The sequence below is a fragment of the Massilimicrobiota sp. An142 genome, from assembly GCF_002160725.1.
GTDB lineage: Bacteria > Bacillota_I > Bacilli_A > Erysipelotrichales > Coprobacillaceae > Allocoprobacillus > Allocoprobacillus merdigallinarum.
This window is the reverse complement of the sequence record NZ_NFLD01000008.1, coordinates 1-21787: the sequence shown is the minus strand read 5'-3', so window position 1 is coordinate 21787 and position 21787 is coordinate 1. Positions and strand designations below refer to the sequence as shown.

At 33.3% G+C, this 21787-nt stretch carries 21 protein-coding genes and 1 other annotated feature; of the genes, 20 read left to right on the top strand and 1 reads right to left on the bottom strand.

Going from position 1 to position 21787, the window contains the following annotated elements; all coding sequences use genetic code 11:
* Window positions 1–3 precede the first annotated feature (3 nt).
* The 20 genes from B5E87_RS05110 to ilvB all read left to right on the top strand — a co-directional run bounded on the left by B5E87_RS05110 (window position 4) and on the right by ilvB (window position 20848).
* Window positions 4–807 carry a zinc ribbon domain-containing protein gene (locus B5E87_RS05110; protein ID WP_087243853.1) on the top strand — a complete coding sequence of 268 codons (804 nt, stop codon included), beginning with the start codon at window positions 4–6 and terminating at the stop codon, window positions 805–807.
* Window positions 808–997: 190 nt separating this feature from the next.
* Window positions 998–1801: a Cof-type HAD-IIB family hydrolase gene (locus B5E87_RS05105; RefSeq protein WP_087243852.1), complete on the top strand. Its 804-nt coding sequence runs from the start codon at window positions 998–1000 to the stop codon at window positions 1799–1801.
* Window positions 1785–2840 carry a histidinol-phosphate transaminase gene (hisC, locus tag B5E87_RS05100; RefSeq protein WP_087243851.1) on the top strand — a complete coding sequence of 352 codons (1056 nt, stop codon included), beginning with the start codon at window positions 1785–1787 and terminating at the stop codon, window positions 2838–2840. The genes B5E87_RS05105 and hisC overlap by 17 nt, the downstream gene beginning before the upstream one ends.
* Before the next feature lie 50 nt (window positions 2841–2890).
* A complete protein-coding gene (gene ppaX, locus B5E87_RS05095) occupies window positions 2891–3544 on the top strand; it encodes a pyrophosphatase PpaX (protein ID WP_087243850.1) in 654 nt (217 codons plus the stop codon).
* Window positions 3541–4443: a thioredoxin-disulfide reductase gene (trxB, locus tag B5E87_RS05090; RefSeq protein WP_087243849.1), complete on the top strand. Its 903-nt coding sequence runs from the start codon at window positions 3541–3543 to the stop codon at window positions 4441–4443. The genes ppaX and trxB overlap by 4 nt, the downstream gene beginning before the upstream one ends.
* 94 nt (window positions 4444–4537) lie before the next feature.
* Entirely contained in the window at window positions 4538–5386 is an 849-nt protein-coding gene (gene rapZ, locus B5E87_RS05085) for an RNase adapter RapZ (protein WP_087243848.1), read from the top strand.
* 12 nt (window positions 5387–5398) lie between these two features.
* On the top strand, window positions 5399–6346 hold the full coding sequence (whiA, locus tag B5E87_RS05080) for a DNA-binding protein WhiA (protein WP_087243847.1): 948 nt from the start codon (window positions 5399–5401) through the stop codon (window positions 6344–6346).
* A gap of 2 nt (window positions 6347–6348) precedes the next feature.
* Complete coding sequence (locus B5E87_RS05075; RefSeq protein WP_087243846.1) at window positions 6349–6585, top strand: helix-turn-helix domain-containing protein; 237 nt, start codon at window positions 6349–6351, stop codon at window positions 6583–6585.
* A gap of 43 nt (window positions 6586–6628) precedes the next feature.
* Window positions 6629–6904: a DUF4834 domain-containing protein gene (locus tag B5E87_RS05070; RefSeq protein WP_087243845.1), complete on the top strand. Its 276-nt coding sequence runs from the start codon at window positions 6629–6631 to the stop codon at window positions 6902–6904.
* Window positions 6905–6916: 12 nt separating this feature from the next.
* Window positions 6917–8110, top strand: a complete 1194-nt coding sequence (locus B5E87_RS05065; protein ID WP_087243844.1) for a DUF5050 domain-containing protein — start codon at window positions 6917–6919, stop codon at window positions 8108–8110.
* Between the two features lie 167 nt (window positions 8111–8277).
* The gene (locus tag B5E87_RS05060) at window positions 8278–9630 is read left to right on the top strand and encodes a UDP-N-acetylmuramoyl-tripeptide--D-alanyl-D-alanine ligase (RefSeq protein WP_087243843.1); all 1353 of its coding nucleotides are present in this window, start codon (window positions 8278–8280) and stop codon (window positions 9628–9630) included.
* Window positions 9627–10664, top strand: coding sequence for a D-alanine--D-alanine ligase family protein (locus B5E87_RS05055; RefSeq protein WP_087243842.1), 1038 nt, complete (start codon window positions 9627–9629; stop codon window positions 10662–10664). Before B5E87_RS05060 ends, B5E87_RS05055 begins: the two co-directional genes overlap by 4 nt.
* Window positions 10665–11005: 341 nt before the next feature.
* Window positions 11006–11259, top strand: a binding site (T-box leader).
* A 59-nt stretch (window positions 11260–11318) separates the two neighbouring features.
* Complete coding sequence (leuA, locus tag B5E87_RS05050; protein ID WP_087243841.1) at window positions 11319–13004, top strand: 2-isopropylmalate synthase; 1686 nt, start codon at window positions 11319–11321, stop codon at window positions 13002–13004.
* 3 nt (window positions 13005–13007) lie between these two features.
* Window positions 13008–13523 carry an acetolactate synthase small subunit gene (ilvN, locus tag B5E87_RS05045; protein WP_087243840.1) on the top strand — a complete coding sequence of 172 codons (516 nt, stop codon included), beginning with the start codon at window positions 13008–13010 and terminating at the stop codon, window positions 13521–13523.
* Window positions 13524–13527: 4 nt separating this feature from the next.
* Window positions 13528–14544, top strand: coding sequence for a ketol-acid reductoisomerase (ilvC, locus tag B5E87_RS05040; protein WP_087243839.1), 1017 nt, complete (start codon window positions 13528–13530; stop codon window positions 14542–14544).
* 84 nt (window positions 14545–14628) lie between these two features.
* Complete coding sequence (gene leuC / locus B5E87_RS05035) at window positions 14629–15900, top strand: 3-isopropylmalate dehydratase large subunit (RefSeq protein WP_087243838.1); 1272 nt, start codon at window positions 14629–14631, stop codon at window positions 15898–15900.
* Window position 15901: 1 nt separating this feature from the next.
* The gene (gene leuD / locus B5E87_RS05030; protein ID WP_087243837.1) at window positions 15902–16396 is read left to right on the top strand and encodes a 3-isopropylmalate dehydratase small subunit; all 495 of its coding nucleotides are present in this window, start codon (window positions 15902–15904) and stop codon (window positions 16394–16396) included.
* 3 nt (window positions 16397–16399) lie between these two features.
* On the top strand, window positions 16400–17482 hold the full coding sequence (gene leuB, locus B5E87_RS05025; RefSeq protein WP_087243836.1) for a 3-isopropylmalate dehydrogenase: 1083 nt from the start codon (window positions 16400–16402) through the stop codon (window positions 17480–17482).
* An 11-nt stretch (window positions 17483–17493) separates the two neighbouring features.
* A complete protein-coding gene (gene ilvD, locus B5E87_RS05020) occupies window positions 17494–19161 on the top strand; it encodes a dihydroxy-acid dehydratase (RefSeq protein ID WP_087243835.1) in 1668 nt (555 codons plus the stop codon).
* A 10-nt stretch (window positions 19162–19171) separates the two neighbouring features.
* Window positions 19172–20848: a biosynthetic-type acetolactate synthase large subunit gene (ilvB, locus tag B5E87_RS05015; RefSeq protein ID WP_087243834.1), complete on the top strand. Its 1677-nt coding sequence runs from the start codon at window positions 19172–19174 to the stop codon at window positions 20846–20848.
* Between the two features lie 103 nt (window positions 20849–20951).
* Here ilvB and B5E87_RS05010 read toward each other — a convergent pair whose 3' ends face one another.
* Window positions 20952–21650: a 5'-methylthioadenosine/adenosylhomocysteine nucleosidase gene (locus tag B5E87_RS05010; protein WP_087243833.1), complete on the bottom strand. Its 699-nt coding sequence runs from the start codon at window positions 21648–21650 to the stop codon at window positions 20952–20954.
* Between the last annotated feature and the right edge of the window lie 137 nt (window positions 21651–21787).

Sequence of the window (21787 nt, the reverse complement as noted above, 5' to 3'; positions counted from 1 at the left end):
AATATGAAAAAATGCCCGAGATGTGGACACGAATTAAAGGAGAATGAGAATTTTTGTTCTCATTGTGGATTAGATTTAAGGAACAATTATCGTTATCAAAAACCCAAAAATAAAGCGATGACTTATTTGTTGTATGTCATTATTTTCTTTTCATTTATAACTATTCCTTTATTATATAGTCGTGTTCTTAATAATATGGTAAGCGATGAAACCATCCAACACAATGAGCGAGTGGAGCTTCCTGAAATTCAGGGTGATGCAATGAGAGTGATTGCTGTTTATGATACATTAGCTGATTTTCAAAATCAGTTTACAAATGTTGATGGTATTGTTGATGATATAGAAAAATTTGAAGCTTCATTATCACAAAAGCAAGCTGGATCATGGACAAAAAAATATCAGATTCAAATTGCAGATAATTACAATATTTTTTATGATTTGACTTATCAGATTCAAATAGATGAAAACCTCACACTTCAGGTTCAACGTACATTTGATAGAGCACATAATTATAATGATGAGAAAATTACTTTTATCAAAGATCATGCGACAACTTTTGATGAATTATTTTTGACAGAAGACCAACAAAAACTTGTACAAACATTTACTGGTCAACAAAGCACAACAACACAATTGATGCAGGATTTTAAAGAACGTCAAAAAGAATTTGAAGAGAAAAAAGAAAGACTAGGTCATTATGGTATGGGAAATTATGATGGACAATCTTCATTTGTTGTATACCGTAGAGATCAATCTTATTATTCAAAGTTGACTTATGTGCATACACCTCAAGATTATATTGCTTAAAAATTTAAAAGAAGGGTTGGTTTCTATATGGCATAGAAGTCAATCCTTTTTGCATTATAGGATTATATGGAAAATAGGATTGTATGGAAAATATGATAAAATCTATTTATGTGCAGGAATAACAATATACAAAATTTCACTTTGCTTTTTGATATAGGTTAGATATAATAGGAACAATAGGTGATATGTAATGAAGATATTAATTAGTGATGTAGATGGAACATTGGTTCATGACAATCAAAATATAAGTCAAGATAACATTGATTGGATGAAAGAACTACAAAAACAAGGGCATAAAATAGCACTCTGTACAGGTCGACAACTTTTTGAAATGAAATGGATTTTAAATGAGATTCCATTTCCTTATGATTATTTAATATTAAATAATGGAGCTCAAATTCTAGATAGAAATCATCGTGTTTTATATGAAAAAAAGATGGATGCGTATACAGGGAGAGCTATTTTGGATTATGTGACACAATTTAATGATCTATATTCTTTTTATAGTGATGGAGCAGTCAGTTATGGTTTTAGTCATGGACAGTGTGTAGAACATATGACAAATCTTGAAGAGCCAGTTGATGTTTCATTTCAGGAACTTTATCAGAATGCACCACATTTTGATATTATTTCTTTTCATCAGGATAATCAGGAAATGACAATCACCAAAGCCTGTTATGAATATATTCAAAAGCATTATGGGGATAAACTCAGTGTGTATTATAATTTGCATTATGTTGATATTGTCGCAAGAGGATGTTCTAAAGGCAATGGTATGACATGGCTTTGTCAGCATTTAGGTATCAATGAACAGGATATTTATGCGATAGGTGATTCATATAATGATTTGTCTATGCTGCAAGCTATCAGACAGGGATATACTTTTAAACATGCTCATGAAGATATCAAATCAATGGTACCAAGACATGTTCATTATGTTCATGAAGTGATTCAAGATATGTTAGGAGGGAAAAATAATGAGTTGGCAAGATAAGTTAAGAAATGTTCAACCTTATGAAGCAGGAGAACAACCACAAATTAAAAATTTAATTAAATTAAATACGAATGAAAATCCATATGATCCAGGTGAAAAAGTGAAACAGGCGATTTTGAATTTTGATTCTTCACATTTGGCTTTATATCCACGTCCAGATGCGGATGCATTAAGACAGGCATTAGCTGATTATCATCATTTAGATACACGTCAGGTTTTTGTTGGAAATGGTTCAGATGAAGTGCTGGCACTGATCTTTTTAACATGCTTTAATGGTCAAGAACCAGTGCTGTTTCCTGATATCAGTTATTCTTTTTATCCAGTTTATTGTGAGCTGTATCAGATAGCTTACAAAAAAATTCCTTTAAATCAAGATTTTGAAATCAACAAAGCAGATTATATTCAGCCTAATTCTGGTATTATTTTCCCTAATCCTAATGCCCCAACAGGACTGTGTGTTTCATTAGATATGATTGAAGATCTTTTAAAACATAATCAGGATAGTATTGTTGTGATTGATGAAGCATATATTGATTTTGGTGGGCAAAGTGCTGTTCCATTGATTCAAAAATATCCAAATTTATTGATCACACAAACATTTTCTAAATATCGTTCATTAGCGGGAATTCGTTTAGGGGTAGCTCTAGGAAGTCAGGAAGTCATCGCTAAACTATATGATGTGAAAAACTCATTTAATTCTTATCCTGTTGATAGTTTGGCACAGGCTATTGGTGTTGCGAGTATGGAAGATAGTGATTATATCCAACAAAATGCTCAAAAAATCATAGAAACACGAGAATATACAAAGTCTGAATTGAAAAAGTTAGGTTTTGTAATGCCTGATTCAAAAGCCAATTTTATCTTTGTGAAACATCCTCAGTATGATGCTCAGAAGTTATTTTTACAATTAAGAGAGAAAGGTATACTGGTGCGTTATTTTCATCAACCAAGAATTGAGCAATATTTAAGAATAACAATAGGCACAATGGAACAAATGAAAATATTGGTTCATGAAATCGAAAATATTTTAAAAGCATAATCATATAAGCTTTGTGATATTCATGATATAATACATATAAAGGAGTTACTATGAAAAAAGATTTTGCAGTTATTTTTGATTTAGATGGGACATTATTAAATACAGATTTGTTAATTAGAAAATCTTTTGAACATGTCTTTCATCATTATAAGCCAGACTATCAAATTAGTGATCAGGAACATTTATCATTTTTAGGCCCAGCCTTAAAAGATACATTTTCTAGATATTTTCCTGATGAGATGATTGAGGAACTGATTGATTATTATCGTGCATATAATCATGCTCATCATCAGGACTATGTGACCATTTACCCTCATGTTGAAGAAACCTTAAAAACATTATCAAAACAAGGTTATCCATTAGCGGTTGTCACAACTAAATATCGTCAGGCTGCTTTGATTGGGCTGGATTTATTTGAAATTACTCCTTATTTTGATATGATTTTAGGAATGGATGATGTTGAACATGTCAAGCCAAATCCTGAAGGTATTTTAAAAGTAATGAATACATTTCATTGTTTAAACGGTTTATATATTGGAGATAATGTGACTGATATACAAGCTGGAAAAAATGCGGGTATTTATACAGCTGGTGTCAAATGGACACCTAAAGGTTATCAGGATATGCAAGCTTTAGCTCCTGATTTACTGATAGATGATATGTCAGAAATTATAACATTTGTAGAAAGGAAGATGAATGGATGACTGATTTAATTGTTGTGGGTGCTGGTCCAGCTGGTTTAACAGCTGCCTTATATGCTTCGCGTGCAGGAGCCAGTGTTTTGGTTTTGGATGGTGGAGCACCTGGTGGAAAGATGAATTTAACAGCTGAAATAGAAAATTATCCTGGATTAATAACAAAAGGGCCAGAATTGGCTTATGCCATGTATGAACAATGTTTATCTTTTGGTGCACGATATGAATATGGTGAAGTGACACGTATTGAACATCATGAAGATCATCAAGTTGTATATGTAGGTGATAAAACATACGAAGCACGCTATGTCTTTATTGCGACAGGTACAAAAGAACGTCATATGGGAATCCCTCATGAAGAAGAAATGAGTGGAAGAGGTGTGTCTTATTGTGCTGTCTGTGATGGACCTTTCTTTAAAAATAAAGATGTCTGTGTTGTAGGTGGCGGAAACAGTGCCATTGAAGAAGCTATTTATTTAAGTGATATTGTGAATCATGTGCATATTATTGTGCGTCGTGATGTGTTACGTGCTGATCAATATTTAGTTAATAAATTACAAGAAAAAGACAACATTGAAATCCATTATTTAAAGAAACCTCATGAAGTGAAAGTTGAAGATCAAAAAGTTGTGGGGCTGATTGTAGAAGATTCTCACACAGGAGAACTTTCTACAATTGAAGCACAAGGAATTTTTCCGTTTATAGGATTAGATCCTATTACAGAATTTGTAAAAGATTTGGGAATAGTGAATGAAAAAGGGTATATTGAAGTTGATATGAATCAGGAAACAAAAGTTGCTGGTATTTTTGCTGGTGGGGATGTGACTGATAAACAACTGCGACAAGTTGTGACTGCTGCTAATGATGGTGCTATTGCAGGACAATATATTGCTTCATTATTCAAATAGAGAGAAGGGAAATAGATTCTTTTCTCTTTTTGTATAAAAAAGAGTACACTTATAATGTGATTTTTGATATATTATAAAAGAGAAGGTGAGTTATATGAATAAAATTGAAGTTATTGTTGTAACGGGGATGTCTGGGGCTGGTAAAACTCAGGCAATGGCTATCTTTGAAAATATGGAGTATCGCTGTATAGATAATTATCCTATTCCATTATTAAAAGAATTTGGAGATTTAATGCGTACTTCTACGAAATATTCTAAAGTGGCTATGGCAGTATCGCTAGGTGATGCGATTTTGGCTGTGAGAATCTTATCAAACATGGATTGGGTAGATTTGACAGTTATTTTCTTAGACTGTGATGATAAAGTTTTACTATCACGTTATAAACAGACAAGACGCTCTCACCCACTCATGATTAGTAATGTGGCATCATCTTTGGTTGAAGCTATTGAATTTGAACGTGAAATGGCAGATCCTATTAGTCAGTTAGCTAATATTGTGATTGATACAACATTATTAAAGCCATCAAAATTACAAGATAAATTAGAAAGTTATTTCCACAAAGGAAATCGTGATACATTTAGAGTTTCTTTTATTTCATTTGGATATAAACATGGAATTCCACGTGATGCAGACTTGTTATTAGATGTACGTTTTTTACCAAATCCTTTTTATATTGAAAGCTTAAGAAAATTAACTGGAAATGATAAAGAGGTTTATGATTATGTGATGTCACAAAGTGAAACACAGGAATTTGTTCGTAGAACAATAGAATATTATGATTATTTATTAAAGAAATATGAAGAAGAGGGTAAAATGCAAATGATTATTGGAATTGGATGTACTGGGGGACAGCATCGTTCAGTCACACTTACCAATTATTTTGCAGAGTATTATTCAAAATATTATCAAGTTTATAAATGGCATCGTGATGCTGATCATTAAGGAGGTTTTATGATGATTTCTTTTTCAAGAGTCGTCAAAGAAGAAATTGTGTTCAATGATTTTGATCAACCATGTGAAAAGGCAATACTTTGTGCAATGATTAAAATTCTTGGAACATTGTCACTCAATCAGTCAGGCTTAACGCTAACATTAAGAACTGAAAATGCAAAAATCGCATCTAAATTGCATAAATTCTTAAAGGATTTATATCAACCACATATAGAATTTCGTGTTTCTAGAAAAATGAAATTGAAAAAAAATAACATTTATACATTGATGGTTTCTAAGGCAAGAGAAATCTTAGAAGACTTACATCTTATGGAAGGCATTGGTATACAAAGTTTTCCAGATATTCATTTTTTAGAAACAGATGCCAAGAAAAGAGCTTATCTGGCTGGGGTCTTTTTGTCTTGTGGAAGTGTGAATAATCCAGATACATCTAACTATCATCTGGAAATGAGTGTGAATGAACCAGAATATGCTTCATTTATTATGGAGTTGATGAATTGTTATGACTTGCATGCCAAAATGATTAAAAGACGTAATAAATATGTTGTGTATTTAAAATCAGCAGAGAAAATTGGGGATTTTTTAAGAGCCATAGGTGCTTCACAATCAGTTATGAATTTTGAAATGACACGTATTGACCGTTCTATGGCCAATACTGTCAATAGATGGAATAATTGTGATATTGCTAATGAAGTGAAAGCGATGAGTGCTTCTACAGCCCAAATTGAAGATATTGCCTATATCATTGATAAAGTAGGCATTGAAATTTTAGATGATAAGACACGTACAGTGGCTTTATTACGTTTAGAAAATCCTGAGTTGACTTTAAATGAATTGGCAGATACGTATTATCAGCAGACTGGTCAAACCATTAGTAAATCAGGATTACATCATCGTTTTAAAAAGATTAAGGAAGAAGCTCAAAAAATACGACAGATGGAGAATGAGTGAGTATGGAAAATATAAATATTCGTTTTGGGAGAAGAATTAAAGAACTCCGTTTGATGCAAAATGTTTCTCAGGAAGAACTTGGATTTCGTTGCCAGTTATCTAAAAACTATGTTTCAGATGTTGAAAGAGGTCGTAGAAATGTGTCTTTAAAGGTTGTTGAAAAGTTTGCATCAGGTTTAAAAGTACCAGTTTACTATTTGTTTGTATGGCATGAGGAGGAAGACGCAGTTCATTTATAGTTTATATTTATCATATAGACTATATCGCAAAAGGAGAAATGATATGGGATATAATTTTATATATTTGTTATGTGTGCTTGTATTAATTATGTTAGCTTTAAGATTATTTTTACCAATCCTGATTGTTTTGATTGGGGTTATTTTGGTTATCTGGATAATAAGAAAGCTTTTCTTTTCACACCGTCAGTCACATGAAGATAAAGAAGATCAGGAATATTATGAATCTCTTTATCAGGATTACCAAAATCAGGATAGTGATGTTATTGACGTTGATTATAAAGTTGTTGATGAACATGAAAATCCTCATCAACAGTCATAGGAGGATTGAGATATGATTTGTCCAAATTGTCAAAATGAAGTCAGCAATGATATGAATTATTGTCCATATTGTGGTCATCCATTATACAAGTCACAAGAACAAAATGATGGATATTATGAACCACTGTTTTTTGATGAAGAAACTGTTGAAAAGGAAACAAAGACATCGTCTTTTAAAGATATACCAGTCAATAAAAAAGTAAATAAGTTACTCATTTTAGTAAGTGTTATTGTTTTGGCTGTTTTAACTGTTGTATCCTATGAATATGTCTATCATGGACCAATGCTTAATTATACGTCTTTTCATGATACATCATCAGATACGTTACCACAACAACCTATGACAATATCAGGAAAAACAGGTTTTTCAAGTTTGGTTGGAAATATCAATCAAAATGGTGAGGCTTATTTTGATGGTGAGACGCTTTATATGTGTAATGATCAGGGGTATCTTGTATCCATGGATCAAAACTTAAATAACCGTCAAACATTGGTTACAGAGAAATGTCAAAATATCATGATTCATAATGATAAGATTTATTATACAAATCAACAGAATTATTTATGTGAAGTTTCATTAGATGGTAAAAATCAAAATCAATTCATAACTAAAGCTATTTATTATCCATATATAGATAATGATCGCATCTACTATCAATTAGATGAGGATAATGAATCAATCTATGTTTATGATATCAATACACAAAAACAGACAAAGCTTAATGATAGACAATCTTATTGTATTAATGTTGTAGATGATTATATTTATTATACATCTGATGATGGTATTTATCGTATGAATAGAAATGGAGAAAATGATGAAAAATTATTGAGTGGATCATTTTATAATTTAATTTATTTAGATGGAAAACTTTATTATTTATCATCAGATGGTATCTGTTTGTTAGATATAAATAGTAAAAAGACAGAGGTATTAAAAGCAAATGTTATTAATTTCTTAAATATGAATGAGCAGTATTTATTTTATCAGTCTATGGATGGCAGTGTTGTTAGATATGATTTGTCAACACAGCAAGAAAAGACAATTTACAATGGATTGGTTGATACAGGATATATTGTTGGTGATAAATTGATTGTGAAAACATATGTATCAGCTTATCAACAAGAAAGCTATTATGTCATTATGGACTTTGATGGTGCCCAGCAACAAAGATTGTTCTTTGATGGACAGGGTGATTATATTTAATTGTCACTATATTGATTTGAGCTAGATAAAATATCAATATATATGAATATGAAAAGAAATAGTTGTTTTAAACAGCTATTTTTTATTATATAAGAACAATAAAATTTCATAGCTTTCCTAGTGAACTGGTGCTATAATAGTGCATATATTAAAAATGAGGTAAAATTATGCTAATAAGAGAGATTATTGAAGCCACTGGTGGCACATTGTTGAGCGGAAATATCAATGATGATATTCATGGATTTACGCAAGATACAAGACAGATTCATGAAGGAGATATGTATATTCCGCTGGTTGGAGAAAAAAATGATGGACATCAGTTTATAAAACAGGCTTTTGAAGCTGGCGCAAGTTCTGTTATAACATCTCAGCCCATAGATTATCCTGATAAAAACGTGATTTTAGTGAAGGATACTTTACAGGCATTAACAGATATGGCAACTTATTTAAGAAAACATCGAGATGTGAAAGTTGTGGGAATTACAGGAAGTGTAGGAAAAACAAGTACCAAGGATATGATTTATGCTGTGGTATCAATGCAATATAAAACTCTGAAAACTTTAGGTAACTACAACAATCATATCGGTTTACCTTTAACAGTTTTAAGACATCAGGATGAAGAAGTCATGGTATTAGAAATGGGGATGAATCATCTTGGTGAAATTCGCCATCTGACACATATTGCAAGACCTGATATTGCAGTTATTACAAACGTTGGAACAGCACATATTGGGGAACTAGGGTCACGAGACAATATTCTAAAAGCGAAGATGGAAATTGTTGAAGGATTAACTCAGCAGGGACGACTTATTATCAATGATGATAATGATATGTTGCATACTGTACAATCTCAAGATTATCCTATTATTCGTGTTGGTGAAAATAATGACTGTTATTTAAAAGCTTATCATGTTGAGTTATTATTAGAAGAATCTTATTTTGATTTGGATTATCAGGGAAAAACTTATCATGTTCATGTGCCAGTTTCTGGTCAGCATTTTGTGATGAATGCGTTGATTGCGATTGCGGTAGGGCTAAGCTTAGATATTGATATTGAAAAGTGTATTAAAGGTATTGATCAATTTGAGCTGACAAAAAATCGTATGGATATGATTGAACTGAGTCATGGAATCAGATTGATTGATGGCACATATAATGCCAACTTAGATTCGATGAAGTCAAGCCTTGATGTTTTAGCAAAGTATCCTAATAGAAAGATAGCTATCTTGGCAGATATGTTAGAGCTAGGAGCGTATGAACAGGCATTTCATCAGGAAGTTGGACAATATGTTGCTAAAAAGCATATAGATCAATTAATGTGTGTAGGACCTGCAAGCCAGAATATTGTTTTAAAAGCGCAGGAAAATGGTATAGAAGCTTATCATTTTGAAAGTAATCAAGATTTAATTCAAGCTCTAGAGGGATGTATACAGGATGATGATGTGATTTTATTAAAAGGATCACATGGCATGCATCTTGATGAAGTTGTAGACTATTTAAAGGAGAAATATAAAAAATGAGAAAATTAATGATTATATGTGGAGGACAATCTACTGAACATACCATTTCAAGAATGTCTTGTACATCTGTTTTAAAAAATCTTCATAGAGATCGTTATGAGTTGACTTTGGTTGGTATTGATCAGTCTGGAGAATGGTATCTTTTAGATGCCAGTCAGGAAGATTTAACTTTAGATTCATGGTTAGATCACTCAACACATATTGAAGATATTTATCATTTGTTGAAACAACAAGATGTTATTTTCCCTGTTCTTCATGGACAATATGGTGAAGATGGAACGATTCAGGGGTTATTTGAATTGGCTGGTGTTCCATATGTAGGATGTAGAACATTAGCTTCAAGTGTGGCCATGGATAAAATTTATACCAAAAAGATTTTAGAAACAGTAGGAATTCCACAAGTGAAATCTTTATATGTGAAAAAAAGATATGATGGTCAATATGTTGTTGTGAATCATCAATTTGATGAAACTGATGATATATTAACAGCAGTGAAAAATCAGTTAGGGTTTCCTTGTTTTGTGAAGGCGAGTCGTTCTGGATCAAGTGTAGGTTGTTATCGTGTAGATCACGAAGAAGACTTGCTAGAAATATTACATCAGGCAGGACAATATGATAGTCATATTGTGATAGAAGAATGTATTGATTGTATCGAATTAGAAACAGCTGTATTAGGAAATGATGATCCTATTGTTTCTCGTGTAGGACAAATTATGCCTCATGGTGAGTTTTATACTTTTGAATCTAAATATGAGGATGAAGAAAGTCAGACTTGTATACCTGCACTTGTCGATCAGGAGATTCAAGATCAAATTAGAGAATATGCATTAAAAGTTTTCAAAGCTATTGATGGACATGGTTTATCTCGTGTGGATTTCTTCTTGGATAAAAAGACAAACAATGTTTATTTAAACGAAATTAATACAATGCCAGGATTTACAAAAATTTCAATGTATCCACAATTAATTGAAGATTATGGTATTTCTTATAGTGATCTTATTGATCGATTAATTGATTTGGCTTTTGATAGATAGAATAACTCTAAAGGGTTATTCTTTTTTTATTTCCAATGAATAAAAATATAATGGAAAACATGAGGTGTTTGATTTTATGGATTGTATGGTCACATCGTTATTTGGATTGAGTATATGCTATATACAATCAAAGTGTTTTATGAATCAATAATGGAGATGGAAAGGTGATAAATTGCTTTTATGAACAGTATTGAGATGTTTGTAAAATAAATATGTTTTTTTGAAAAAGACGAAAAATAATATATATAATTTCATAAAACTAAAAAAATAAATAGAAAAAAGAGAAGAATATAGTTGACTATGTTTGAGAAAAGGTATATGATATATCCAACAACTCTATAATAAATACAGTGATAGGAAATAGTAAATAACAAATGATGCATAGAGAAGTTCTGGCTGGTGGAAAGAACTGTGAAAGTGTTATTGAACTCGTCCTTGAGTGGAGCACTGAAAAATAAGTAAGCTGCTACGGAATGCGACCGTTATCACGCTAGAGTATGAACTTATATGAATAAGCGTACTTGATAAGGTTATTGTCGTGAGGCAATAATGAATATGAGGTGGAACCACGAAGTCATGAACTCTCGTCCTCAACTATGATGTTTTTCATGGTGAGAACGAGTTTTTTTATTATAGGAAAGGGGAGGAAAATATATGAACTATAAAAAATATAGAAGATTTGAAACAATTAAATTGGCAGATCGTACATGGCCAGATCATGAAATTGAACAAGCGCCTATCTGGTGTTCGGTTGATTTACGTGATGGGAATCAAGCTTTAATTACACCAATGGATATTAATGAAAAAGTAGAAATGTTTCAAATGCTTGTTGATTTAGGCTTTAAAGAAATAGAAGTTGGTTTTCCATCATCATCACAGATTGAGTTTGACTTTTTAAGATTGTTAATAGATAAAAATTTAATACCTGATGATGTAACAGTGCAGGTATTAACACAAGCGAGAGAACATTTGATTAAAAGAACATTTGAATCCTTAAAAGGATTAAAGAAGGCGATTGTGCATATTTATAATTCAACATCTATTTTACAAAGAGATGTTGTGTTTCATAAGAGTAAGGAAAAAATTAAGAAAATTGCTGTTGATGGAACAAAATTAGTCAAGGAGTTATCTCAGGATTTTGATGGCGAAGTTATCTTAGAATATTCGCCTGAAAGTTTTACTGGTACGGAAGTTGATTATGCGATGGAAGTCTGTGAAGCTGTTTTAGATACTTGGGGTGCTTCAAAAGAACATAAAGTGATTATTAATTTACCATCTACAGTTGAAATGGATACACCAAATGTATATGCCGATCAGATTGAATGGATGTGCCGTCATTTTAAAGATCGAGAAAGAGTTATTGTGAGTGTTCATCCACATAATGATAGAGGTTGTGGTGTAGCTTCTACTGAACTTGCTTTATTGGCAGGAGCTGATCGTGTTGAAGGAACATTGTTTGGAAATGGGGAAAGAACAGGAAATGTTGATATTGTGACATTGGCTTTAAACATGTTTACACATGGTATTGATCCAAAGTTGGAACTGGGACAAATCAACCAAATTAAAAATGTTTATGAAAAATGTACAAAAATGGAAATTCCACCAAGACAGCCATATGCTGGAGAACTTGTTTTTACTGCCTTTTCTGGCAGCCATCAGGATGCCATTAATAAAGGTATGTATGCTTATCATCAACGTGGTGATGGTATTTGGGAAGTCCCTTATTTACCAATTGATCCAGCTGACTTAAATCGTCAATATGAGCCAATTGTACGTATCAATTCACAATCAGGTAAAGGTGGAGTGGCTTTTGTTATGGACACAGTCTTTGGATATCATTTACCAAAAGCTTTACAGGCTGATTTTGCAAAAGCTATTCAAAATATTAGTGAAATTGAAGGAGAAGTTTCTCCAGAACGTATTTATGACACATTTAAAAAGGAATATATAGATTTGGAATATCCATATAAATTTATTAAACAGAGATTAATAGATATTAGTGATGAAGATAATGAATATGAAAGACGCGCTGAAGTGACAATTGAAGATCATGGTGAAGTGAAAACTTTAATTGGATATGGCAATGGACCTATTGATGCAGTTAAGAATGCATTTAATGCAACAGATGATTTTCTATATACAGATTTAGTGGATTATAGTGAACATGCTTTAACATCTGGTTCAAATTCTAAAGCTGCTGCCTATGTCCAATTAAGACCACAAGGTGAAGAGCTTTGTGAATATGGGGTAGGAGTGCATTTGAATATTACAACAGCGACGATTAAAGCTATGATTTCAGCTATGAATCGTATTTATAAAAATATAAAAAAGGAAGGATAATTTATGGAAGAACTTATTTTATCAATTCTTGTACACAATAGTGCAGGAGTTCTGACACGTGTGAGTGGTTTGTTTTCAAGACGTGGTTATAACATTGATAGTTTAACCGTAGGACCAACAAACACAGAAGGGATTTCAAGAATGACAGTGGTTGCACATGGGAATCAGCAAATTCTTGAACAGATTGAAAAACAGCTTAGAAAATTAGAAGATGTCATTGAAATCTTTGCGTTACCAAGCGAAATATCTGTTTACCGTGAACTTGTCATGATTAAAGTAGAAGCTGATTGTAGTACACGTGCAGATATTGTTTCAATCGTCGATATATTTAGAGCTAAGATTGTGGATGTGTCACCAGATTCAATGGTTATTGAAGTAACAGGAACACATAATAAAATCAATGGTTTATTAGCAATGTTAGATGGCTTCAATATTGTTGAGATCGTGTGTACTGGTTTAGCTGGTATTTCAAGAGGTCTTAATAATTTTGAAATAAATAAGAAAGAAAACAGGGGGTAAAAAAATGTCAAAAATTTATTATGAATCAGATTGTAATTTAGCTTTATTGGATGGAAAAACAGTCGCTATTATTGGTTATGGATCACAAGGGCATGCTCATGCATTGAACTTAAAAGAATCAGGAGTGCATGTTATTGTAGGACTATATGAAGGTTCAAAATCTTGGGCAAAAGCTGAAGCTCAAGGATTTGAAGTTTATACTTCAGCTGAAGCTGCTAAAAAAGCAGATATTATTATGATTTTAATTAATGATGAATTACAGGCAAAATTATATAAAGAATCAATTGAACCAAATTTGGAAGAAGGAAACATGTTGATGTTTGCACATGGATTTAATATTCATTTTGGTCAAATTGTACCACCAAAAAATGTTGATGTGACAATGATTGCACCTAAAGCACCAGGACATACAGTACGTAGTGAATATCAGGCTGGAAAAGGAACACCATGTTTAGTAGCAGTAGAACAAGATGCAACAGGTCGAGCTTTAGATATGGCTTTGGCTTATGGTTTAGCTATTGGTGGGGCAAGAGCAGGTATTTTGGAAACAACATTCAGAACTGAAACTGAAACTGACTTATTTGGGGAACAGGCTGTATTATGTGGTGGTGTCTGTGCATTAATGCAGGCTGGTTTTGAAACATTAGTAGAAGCAGGATATGATCCAAAGAATGCATATTTTGAATGTGTTCATGAAATGAAATTGATTGTTGATTTGATCTATCAATCAGGATTTGAAGGAATGAGATATTCTATTTCAAATACAGCAGAATATGGAGATTATATTACTGGATCAAAGATTATTACTGAAGATACAAAGAAAGCTATGCGTCAAATCTTAAAAGATATTCAAGATGGAACATTTGCGAAAGATTTCTTATTAGATATGTCACCAGCTGGAGGACAAGCTCATTTCAAAGCTATGCGTAAATTAGCTAAAGAACATCAAAGTGAAAAAGTTGGAAAAGAAATCAGAAGTTTATATAGCTGGTCTGATGAAGATAAATTAATTAATAACTAAAATACACACACTTTGTGTGTGTTCAGTAAAGAGTCATTTGACTCTTTAGTGATGACATACAAAGTCATAAGGGGGAATATATATATGTCAATGACAATGACACAGAAAATATTAGCTGATCATGCAGGATTGAAAGAAGTTGTGGCTGGTCAGTTAATTGAAGCAAAACTAGATGTTGTAATGGCTAATGATATTACAGGGCCAATGGCTTTGCCGATTTTTAAACAAATGGCTGATCATGTTTTTGATAAGGATAAGGTTGTTTTGGTTCCTGATCATTTTACGCCTAATAAAGATATGAAATCAGCAGAAAATTCAAAGGCCATCAGAGAGTTTTCTAGAGAACAGTGTTTAACACATCATATGGAACAGGGAAAATGTGGTGTTGAACATGCGATTTTACCAGAACAGGGGATTGTCGTTGCTGGAGAGTGTATTATTGGGGCTGACTCACATACTTGTACTTATGGAGCGTTAGGGGCTTTTTCAACAGGTGTTGGAACAACTGATATTGCGACAGGTATGGCCACAGGAGAACTTTGGTTTAAAGTGCCAAGTGCCATTAAGTTTGTTTTAAAAGGAGCATTACAGCCATATGTCAGTGGTAAAGATGTGATTTTACATATTATTGGATGTATTGGTGTTGATGGTGCTTTATATAAATCTATGGAATTTACTGGGGAAGGTGTTGCTTCTTTAACGATGGATGATCGTTTTACAATTTGTAATATGGCGATTGAAGCAGGTGCTAAAAATGGTATTTTCCCAGTTGATGACAAAACAAGAGAATATATGAAACAACATTCAAAGAAAAGTTATAAAGAGTATCAGGCAGATGAAGATGCAGAATATGATGAAGTCATTGAAATTGATTTATCAAAAATTACACCAACTGTAGCTTTCCCTCATTTACCAGGAAATGCACATACAATGGAAGAAATCAATGAAAGTGAAAAGATTTATATTGATCAAGTTGTGATTGGTTCATGTACGAATGGTCGTTTAAGTGATTTGCGTAAAGCTGCGGCTTTATTAAAAGGAAAGAAAGTGGCTGATACAGTTAGAGTCATGGTCATTCCTGCAACACAGAAAATCTTTGTGGAATGTATTCGAGAAGGTTTGGCAGAAATTTTTGTGGAAGCAGGGTGTGCATTCAATACACCAAGCTGTGGACCATGTATGGGTGGTCATATGGGTGTTATGGCAAAAGGTGAAAAATGTGTTTCTACAACAAACCGTAACTTTGTAGGAAGAATGGGAGATACAGAATCTTTGATTTATCTAGCTTCTCCTGAGGTTGCGGCAGCGAGTGCTATTGCAGGATATATAGCTGATCCAAGAAAGGTGGGAGAATAACATGAAAGCCCAAGGAACTGTTTTGAAATATGGGGATAATGTGGATACGGATGTGATTATCCCTGCACGTTATTTAAATTCATTTGATGCAAAAGAATTAGCCAGTCACGCCATGGTGGATATTGATCCAACATTTGTAGAAAGATTAAATCCAGGAGATATTATGGTGGCTGGAAAGAATTTTGGGTGTGGTTCTTCACGTGAACATGCTCCATTAGCTTTAAAAACAGCTGGAGTCAGCTGTGTTATTGCCCAGTCTTTTGCTCGTATTTTTTATCGTAATTCGATTAATATTGGATTTGCTATTTTGGAATGTCCTGAAGCCGCTCAAGACATAGATGAAGGCAATCAGGTAGAAGTTGATTTTGATACAGGAATCATTAAAAATATAACAAAAAATAAACAATATCAGGCACAGCCATTCCCTGAATTTTTACAAAAAATGATTCAGGCAAATGGATTGGTGAATTATGTTAACGAAAAGAAAAGAGGATAATCTATGGAAAAAACAATTGCAGTCATTAAAGGTGATGGTATTGGTCCAGAAATTGTCAATGAAGCATTGAAAGTCTTAGATGCTATTGCCAAGAAATATCATCATACTTTTCATTATCAATATATAGATATGGGTGGTATATCCATTGATAAATATGGTGTGCCTTTGACTGATGAAGCTATTGAAATGGCTCAAAAAAGTGATGCCGTTTTATTAGGCTCTATTGGTGGGGATACAAATACTTCACCATGGTATCAGTTAGAACCATCATTAAGACCAGAAGCCGGGTTGTTAAAGATGCGTAAAGCTTTGGGGTTGTTTGCCAATTTAAGACCTGCTTATTTATATAAAGAATTAAAAGGTGCCTGTCCGTTAAAAGAAGAACTAAGTCAGGATGGTTTTGATATGATCATTGTTCGTGAGTTAACAGGTGGACTTTATTTTGGTGAAAGGGAAACCAAAGAGATTGATGGACAGATGGTGGCTCATGATAATCTGATTTATAGTGAAGCAGAAATTCGTCGTATTGCTAAACGTGCATTTGATATTGCAATGAAGCGACGTCATAAAGTGACAAGTGTCGATAAGGCTAATGTTTTAGATACTTCTCGTTTATGGCGAAAAGTTGTCAATGAAGTTGCCAAAGATTATCCAGATGTGGAATTAGAACATATGCTTGTGGATAACTGTGCAATGCAGTTAGTCAAAGATCCACGTCAGTTTGATGTCATTTTGACTGAAAATATGTTTGGAGATATTTTAAGTGATGAAGCTAGTATGATTACCGGATCAATTGGTATGTTATCAAGTGCATCATTAAGAGAAGATAAACTGGGTATGTATGAACCAAGTCATGGAAGTGCACCAGATATTGCTGGAAAGAATATTGCCAATCCTATCGCAACAATTCTTTCAGCAGCAATGATGCTTCGCTATTCATTTGATATGGATGAAGAAGCAGATGATATTGAACAAGCTGTAGAAAAAGTTTTGGAAAAGAACTATCGTACAATAGATATTATGTCTGAAGGAAAACAACAGGTGACATGTTGTCAAATGGGACAATATGTTGTAGAGAACTTATAGGAGGTAAATGCATGAAAAGTGATCAAGTCAAAAAAGGAGTAGAAAGAGCTCCACATCGTTCATTATTTAATGCTTTGGGAATGACTGAAGAAGAACTAGATAGACCACTCATTGGAGTGGTAAATTCTTATAATGAAATTGTTCCAGGTCATATGAATTTAGATAAAATTGCTGAAGCAGTGAAAAAAGGAATTTATTTAGCAGGTGGAACACCTGTTGAAATTCCTGCAATTGCTGTTTGTGATGGTATTGCTATGAATCATACAGGAATGAAATATTCATTAGTCACAAGAGAATTGATTTGTGATAGTACTGAATGCTTAGCCAACGCACATCAGTTTGATGGTTTGGTAATGATTCCAAACTGTGATAAAAATGTTCCTGGTTTATTAATGGCAGCCGCAAGAATTAATGTGCCAACAATTTTTGTGAGTGGTGGACCAATGCTGGCTGGAAGAAGATTAGATGGCAAACAAACATGTTTATCATCATTATTTGAAGCTGTGGGACAATATAATGCAGGGAAAATCACTGCTGAAAAATTAAAAGAATTTGAAGAAAAAGCATGTCCAACATGTGGTTCATGTTCAGGTATGTATACAGCTAATTCTATGAACTGTTTAACTGAAGTTTTAGGAATGGGATTAAAAGGTAATGGAACAATTCCAGCTGTCTATAGTGAGAGAATCAGATTAGCTAAACATGCCGGTATGCAAATTATGGAATTAGTCAAAAAAGATATCAAACCAAGAGATATCATGACAAAAGATGCTTTCTTGAATGCTTTGACTGTTGATATGGCTTTAGGTTGTTCAACAAACTCCATGTTACATTTACCTGCTATCGCATATGAAGCTGGAGTTGAGTTAAATTTAGAAATTGCTAATGAAATCAGTCAACATACACCAAACTTATGTCATTTAGCACCTGCAGGGGATACATTTATGGAAGATTTGAATGAAGCTGGTGGTGTGTATGCTGTAATGAATGAATTAGATCAATTAGGTATTTTACACACAGATGTCTTAACTTGTACAACAAAAACATTAAAAGAAAATATTGAAGGATGTGTTAATTTAGATCCAAACATCATTCGACCAGTAGAAAATCCATATATGAAGACAGGTGGAATTGCTGTTTTAAAAGGAAACTTAGCACCTGATAGCTGTGTTGTGAAACAAAGTGCAGTGGCACCAGAAATGTTACAACATAAAGGACCAGCAAGAGTCTTTGATTGTGAAGAAGATGCAATAGCTGCTATTCGTGCTGGAAAGATTGTTGCTGGTGATGTTGTTGTGATTCGTTATGAAGGACCTAAAGGTGGTCCGGGAATGCGTGAAATGTTATCGCCAACATCTGAAATTGCTGGCATGGGATTAGATAAAGATGTCGCTTTAATTACTGATGGTCGTTTCTCAGGGGCAACACGTGGAGCATCTATTGGTCATGTTTCACCAGAAGCAGCAGTTGGAGGACCAATTGGGCTTGTGAAAGAAGGAGATATGATTGAAATTGATATTATCAATCATCGTATTGAATTATTAGTGAGTGATGAAGAATTAGAAGAAAGAAGAAAGAATTTTAAACCAAAATTACCAGTTGTCAAAGGATATTTGAAAAAATATGCGTCAATGGTGACTTCTGCAAACACTGGTGCTGTTTTAAAAGTCAAGGAATAGGGGGAAGTATATGTTATTAACTGGAGCCGATATTGTCATTGAATGTTTATTAGAACAGGGTGTTGATACTGTTTTTGGTTATCCTGGAGGAACAATTTTAAACGTTTATGACAGTTTATATCATTATCGAGATCGAATTAATCATGTTTTGACTTCTCATGAACAAGGGGCTTCACATGCCGCTGATGGCTATGCCAGAGCTACAGGAAAAGTAGGTGTCTGTATGGCTACAAGTGGACCAGGGGCGACAAATCTTGTGACAGGCATAGCAACAGCTTATATGGATTCTGTCCCTTTAGTAGCGATTACTGCTAACGTAGGTGTGCCATTGTTAGGAAAAGATAGTTTTCAGGAAGTTGATATTACAGGTGTGACAATGCCTATTACGAAACATAATTATATTGTCAAAGATGTAGAAAGTTTAGCACCAACAATTCGTAAAGCTTTTCAAATTGCCAAAGAAGGTAGACCTGGACCCGTTCTTGTGGATATTACAAAAGATGTCACAGCTGCAAAATGTGAATATCATCATCAAAAACCAGAAAAAATAGAAAGACGTAGTTATACTTATCCAACATCAACATTAAAAGAAGCTATTGAAATGATTGAAAAAAGTGAAAAGCCATTTGTTTTTGTTGGAGGAGGTGTTGTCAGATCTAATGCTTCCCAGGAACTACGTGAGTTTGTAGAAAAGATTGATGCGCCTGTTACCGATTCTTTGATGGGAAAAGGTGCTTTTGATGGAACCAATCCACGTTATACAGGAATGCTTGGAATGCATGGAACAAAAACAAGTAATCTTGGTGTTTCTAACTGTGATTTATTAGTAGCAATAGGTGTCAGATTTAGTGACCGTGTGATTGGAAATGCTCAAAAATTTGCGAGACATGCTAAAATTATTCATATTGATGTTGATGAGGCAGAGATTAATAAAAATGTCAATGTGGATTTAGGAATTGTAGGCGATGCAAAAAGTGTTTTGAATGCATTAAATTTATTATTAAAGCAACAAAATCATTCACAGTGGTTAAAGGAAATTAGAGCTTTAAAAGAACAATATCCATTATCTTATGATAGTGATAAATTAACAGGACCATATGTTATTGAACAAATTGAAGCACTCACAGATAATAATGCGATTATCTGTACTGAAGTAGGTCAAAATCAAATGTGGGCAGCTCAATATTACCATTTTAAAAGACCAAGTCAGCTCATTACCAGTGGTGGACTTGGAACAATGGGTTATGGCTTAGGGGCTTCCATTGGTGTAAAGTATGGAAAACCTGATCAATATGTCTTTAATATTGCTGGAGATGGATGCTTTAGAATGAACATGAATGAATTAGCAACAGCTTCACGTTATCAAGTTCCTATTATTGAAGTCATTTTAAATAATCATGTTTTAGGAATGGTTCGTCAATGGCAGACATTATTTTATGGAAAACGTTATTCAGCAACTGTACTTGATGATAAAGTTGATTTCTGTAAAACAGCAGAGGGACTTGGATGTAAAGCCATAAGAGTCACAAAGAAAGAAGAAGTGGCTCCAGCTATTTTGGAAGCAATGGATAGTCAGGGACCAGTAGTGATTGAATGTATGATTGAAGAAGATGATAAAGTCTTCCCAATGGTTGCTCCTGGTGCACCAATTGATGATGTTTTTGATCAAAATGATATACAGGAATAGTCAAAAACTATTCCTTTTTGTATACAATAAATATCCACCAGAAGTTGGTGGATATTTAAAATCATAATATTTTTAATGAAGATGTTGTTAATAATGTTATGCTTCATCTATGTTGATTCATATATTCTTTTAATATAGCTAAAGTTATATTTTTTGCAATTATAGAAGATTTGATACTGTTTTTTTCAAAATTTTCAACACCTTTGTGTTCAGCAGTATCAGTAATACAGCGAATTGAAAGAAATGGTATCTTGTTTACATAGCATACATGAGCGATACTGGCTGTTTCCATATCAACTGCCAAAGGTGCAAATTCATCATTGATTTTTTTACGTCCCATATCTGTTATAAAAGCTTCTCCTGTCACAATTCGTCCCCAAAATACTTTGTTTTTTGATTCTATGTTTTTTACAGCTCTTTTTGATATTTTTATTAAGTCTTGATCTGCTTTAAAAAATACAGTTTTTAGCCATGGATGAAATTCTGTTAAAGTATCTTGTGCAACATCATGGTAACAGACTTCGGTAGATATAACAGTGTCAAATATTTTCAATTTTGGATTCATCCCACCAGCGGTCCCTGCATTTATAACTATATTTACATTAAAATGATCAATCAATATTTGTGTTGCGATAGCAGCATTGACTTTACATACCCCAGAAAATAGGGTGACAACTTGCATGCCATAAATCTCTCCCTCATAAAATTTAAGCATTGCCTTTTTTGTGATATTATAGTTATCTATCATAGCTAAAAACGGAGAAAGTTCATCATCAGTGGCACATACAATTCCGATTTTCAATTTTATTCCCTTCTTTCGGTGCGCACGTTCTTGCGCTTAATATATATTTCTTTTGAAATCATCGCTCCTGCAATGCGATGTAAAGCAACCGACTTACCTCGCGGGGATAACCCAACGGGGACCAAAGCATGTCGGTA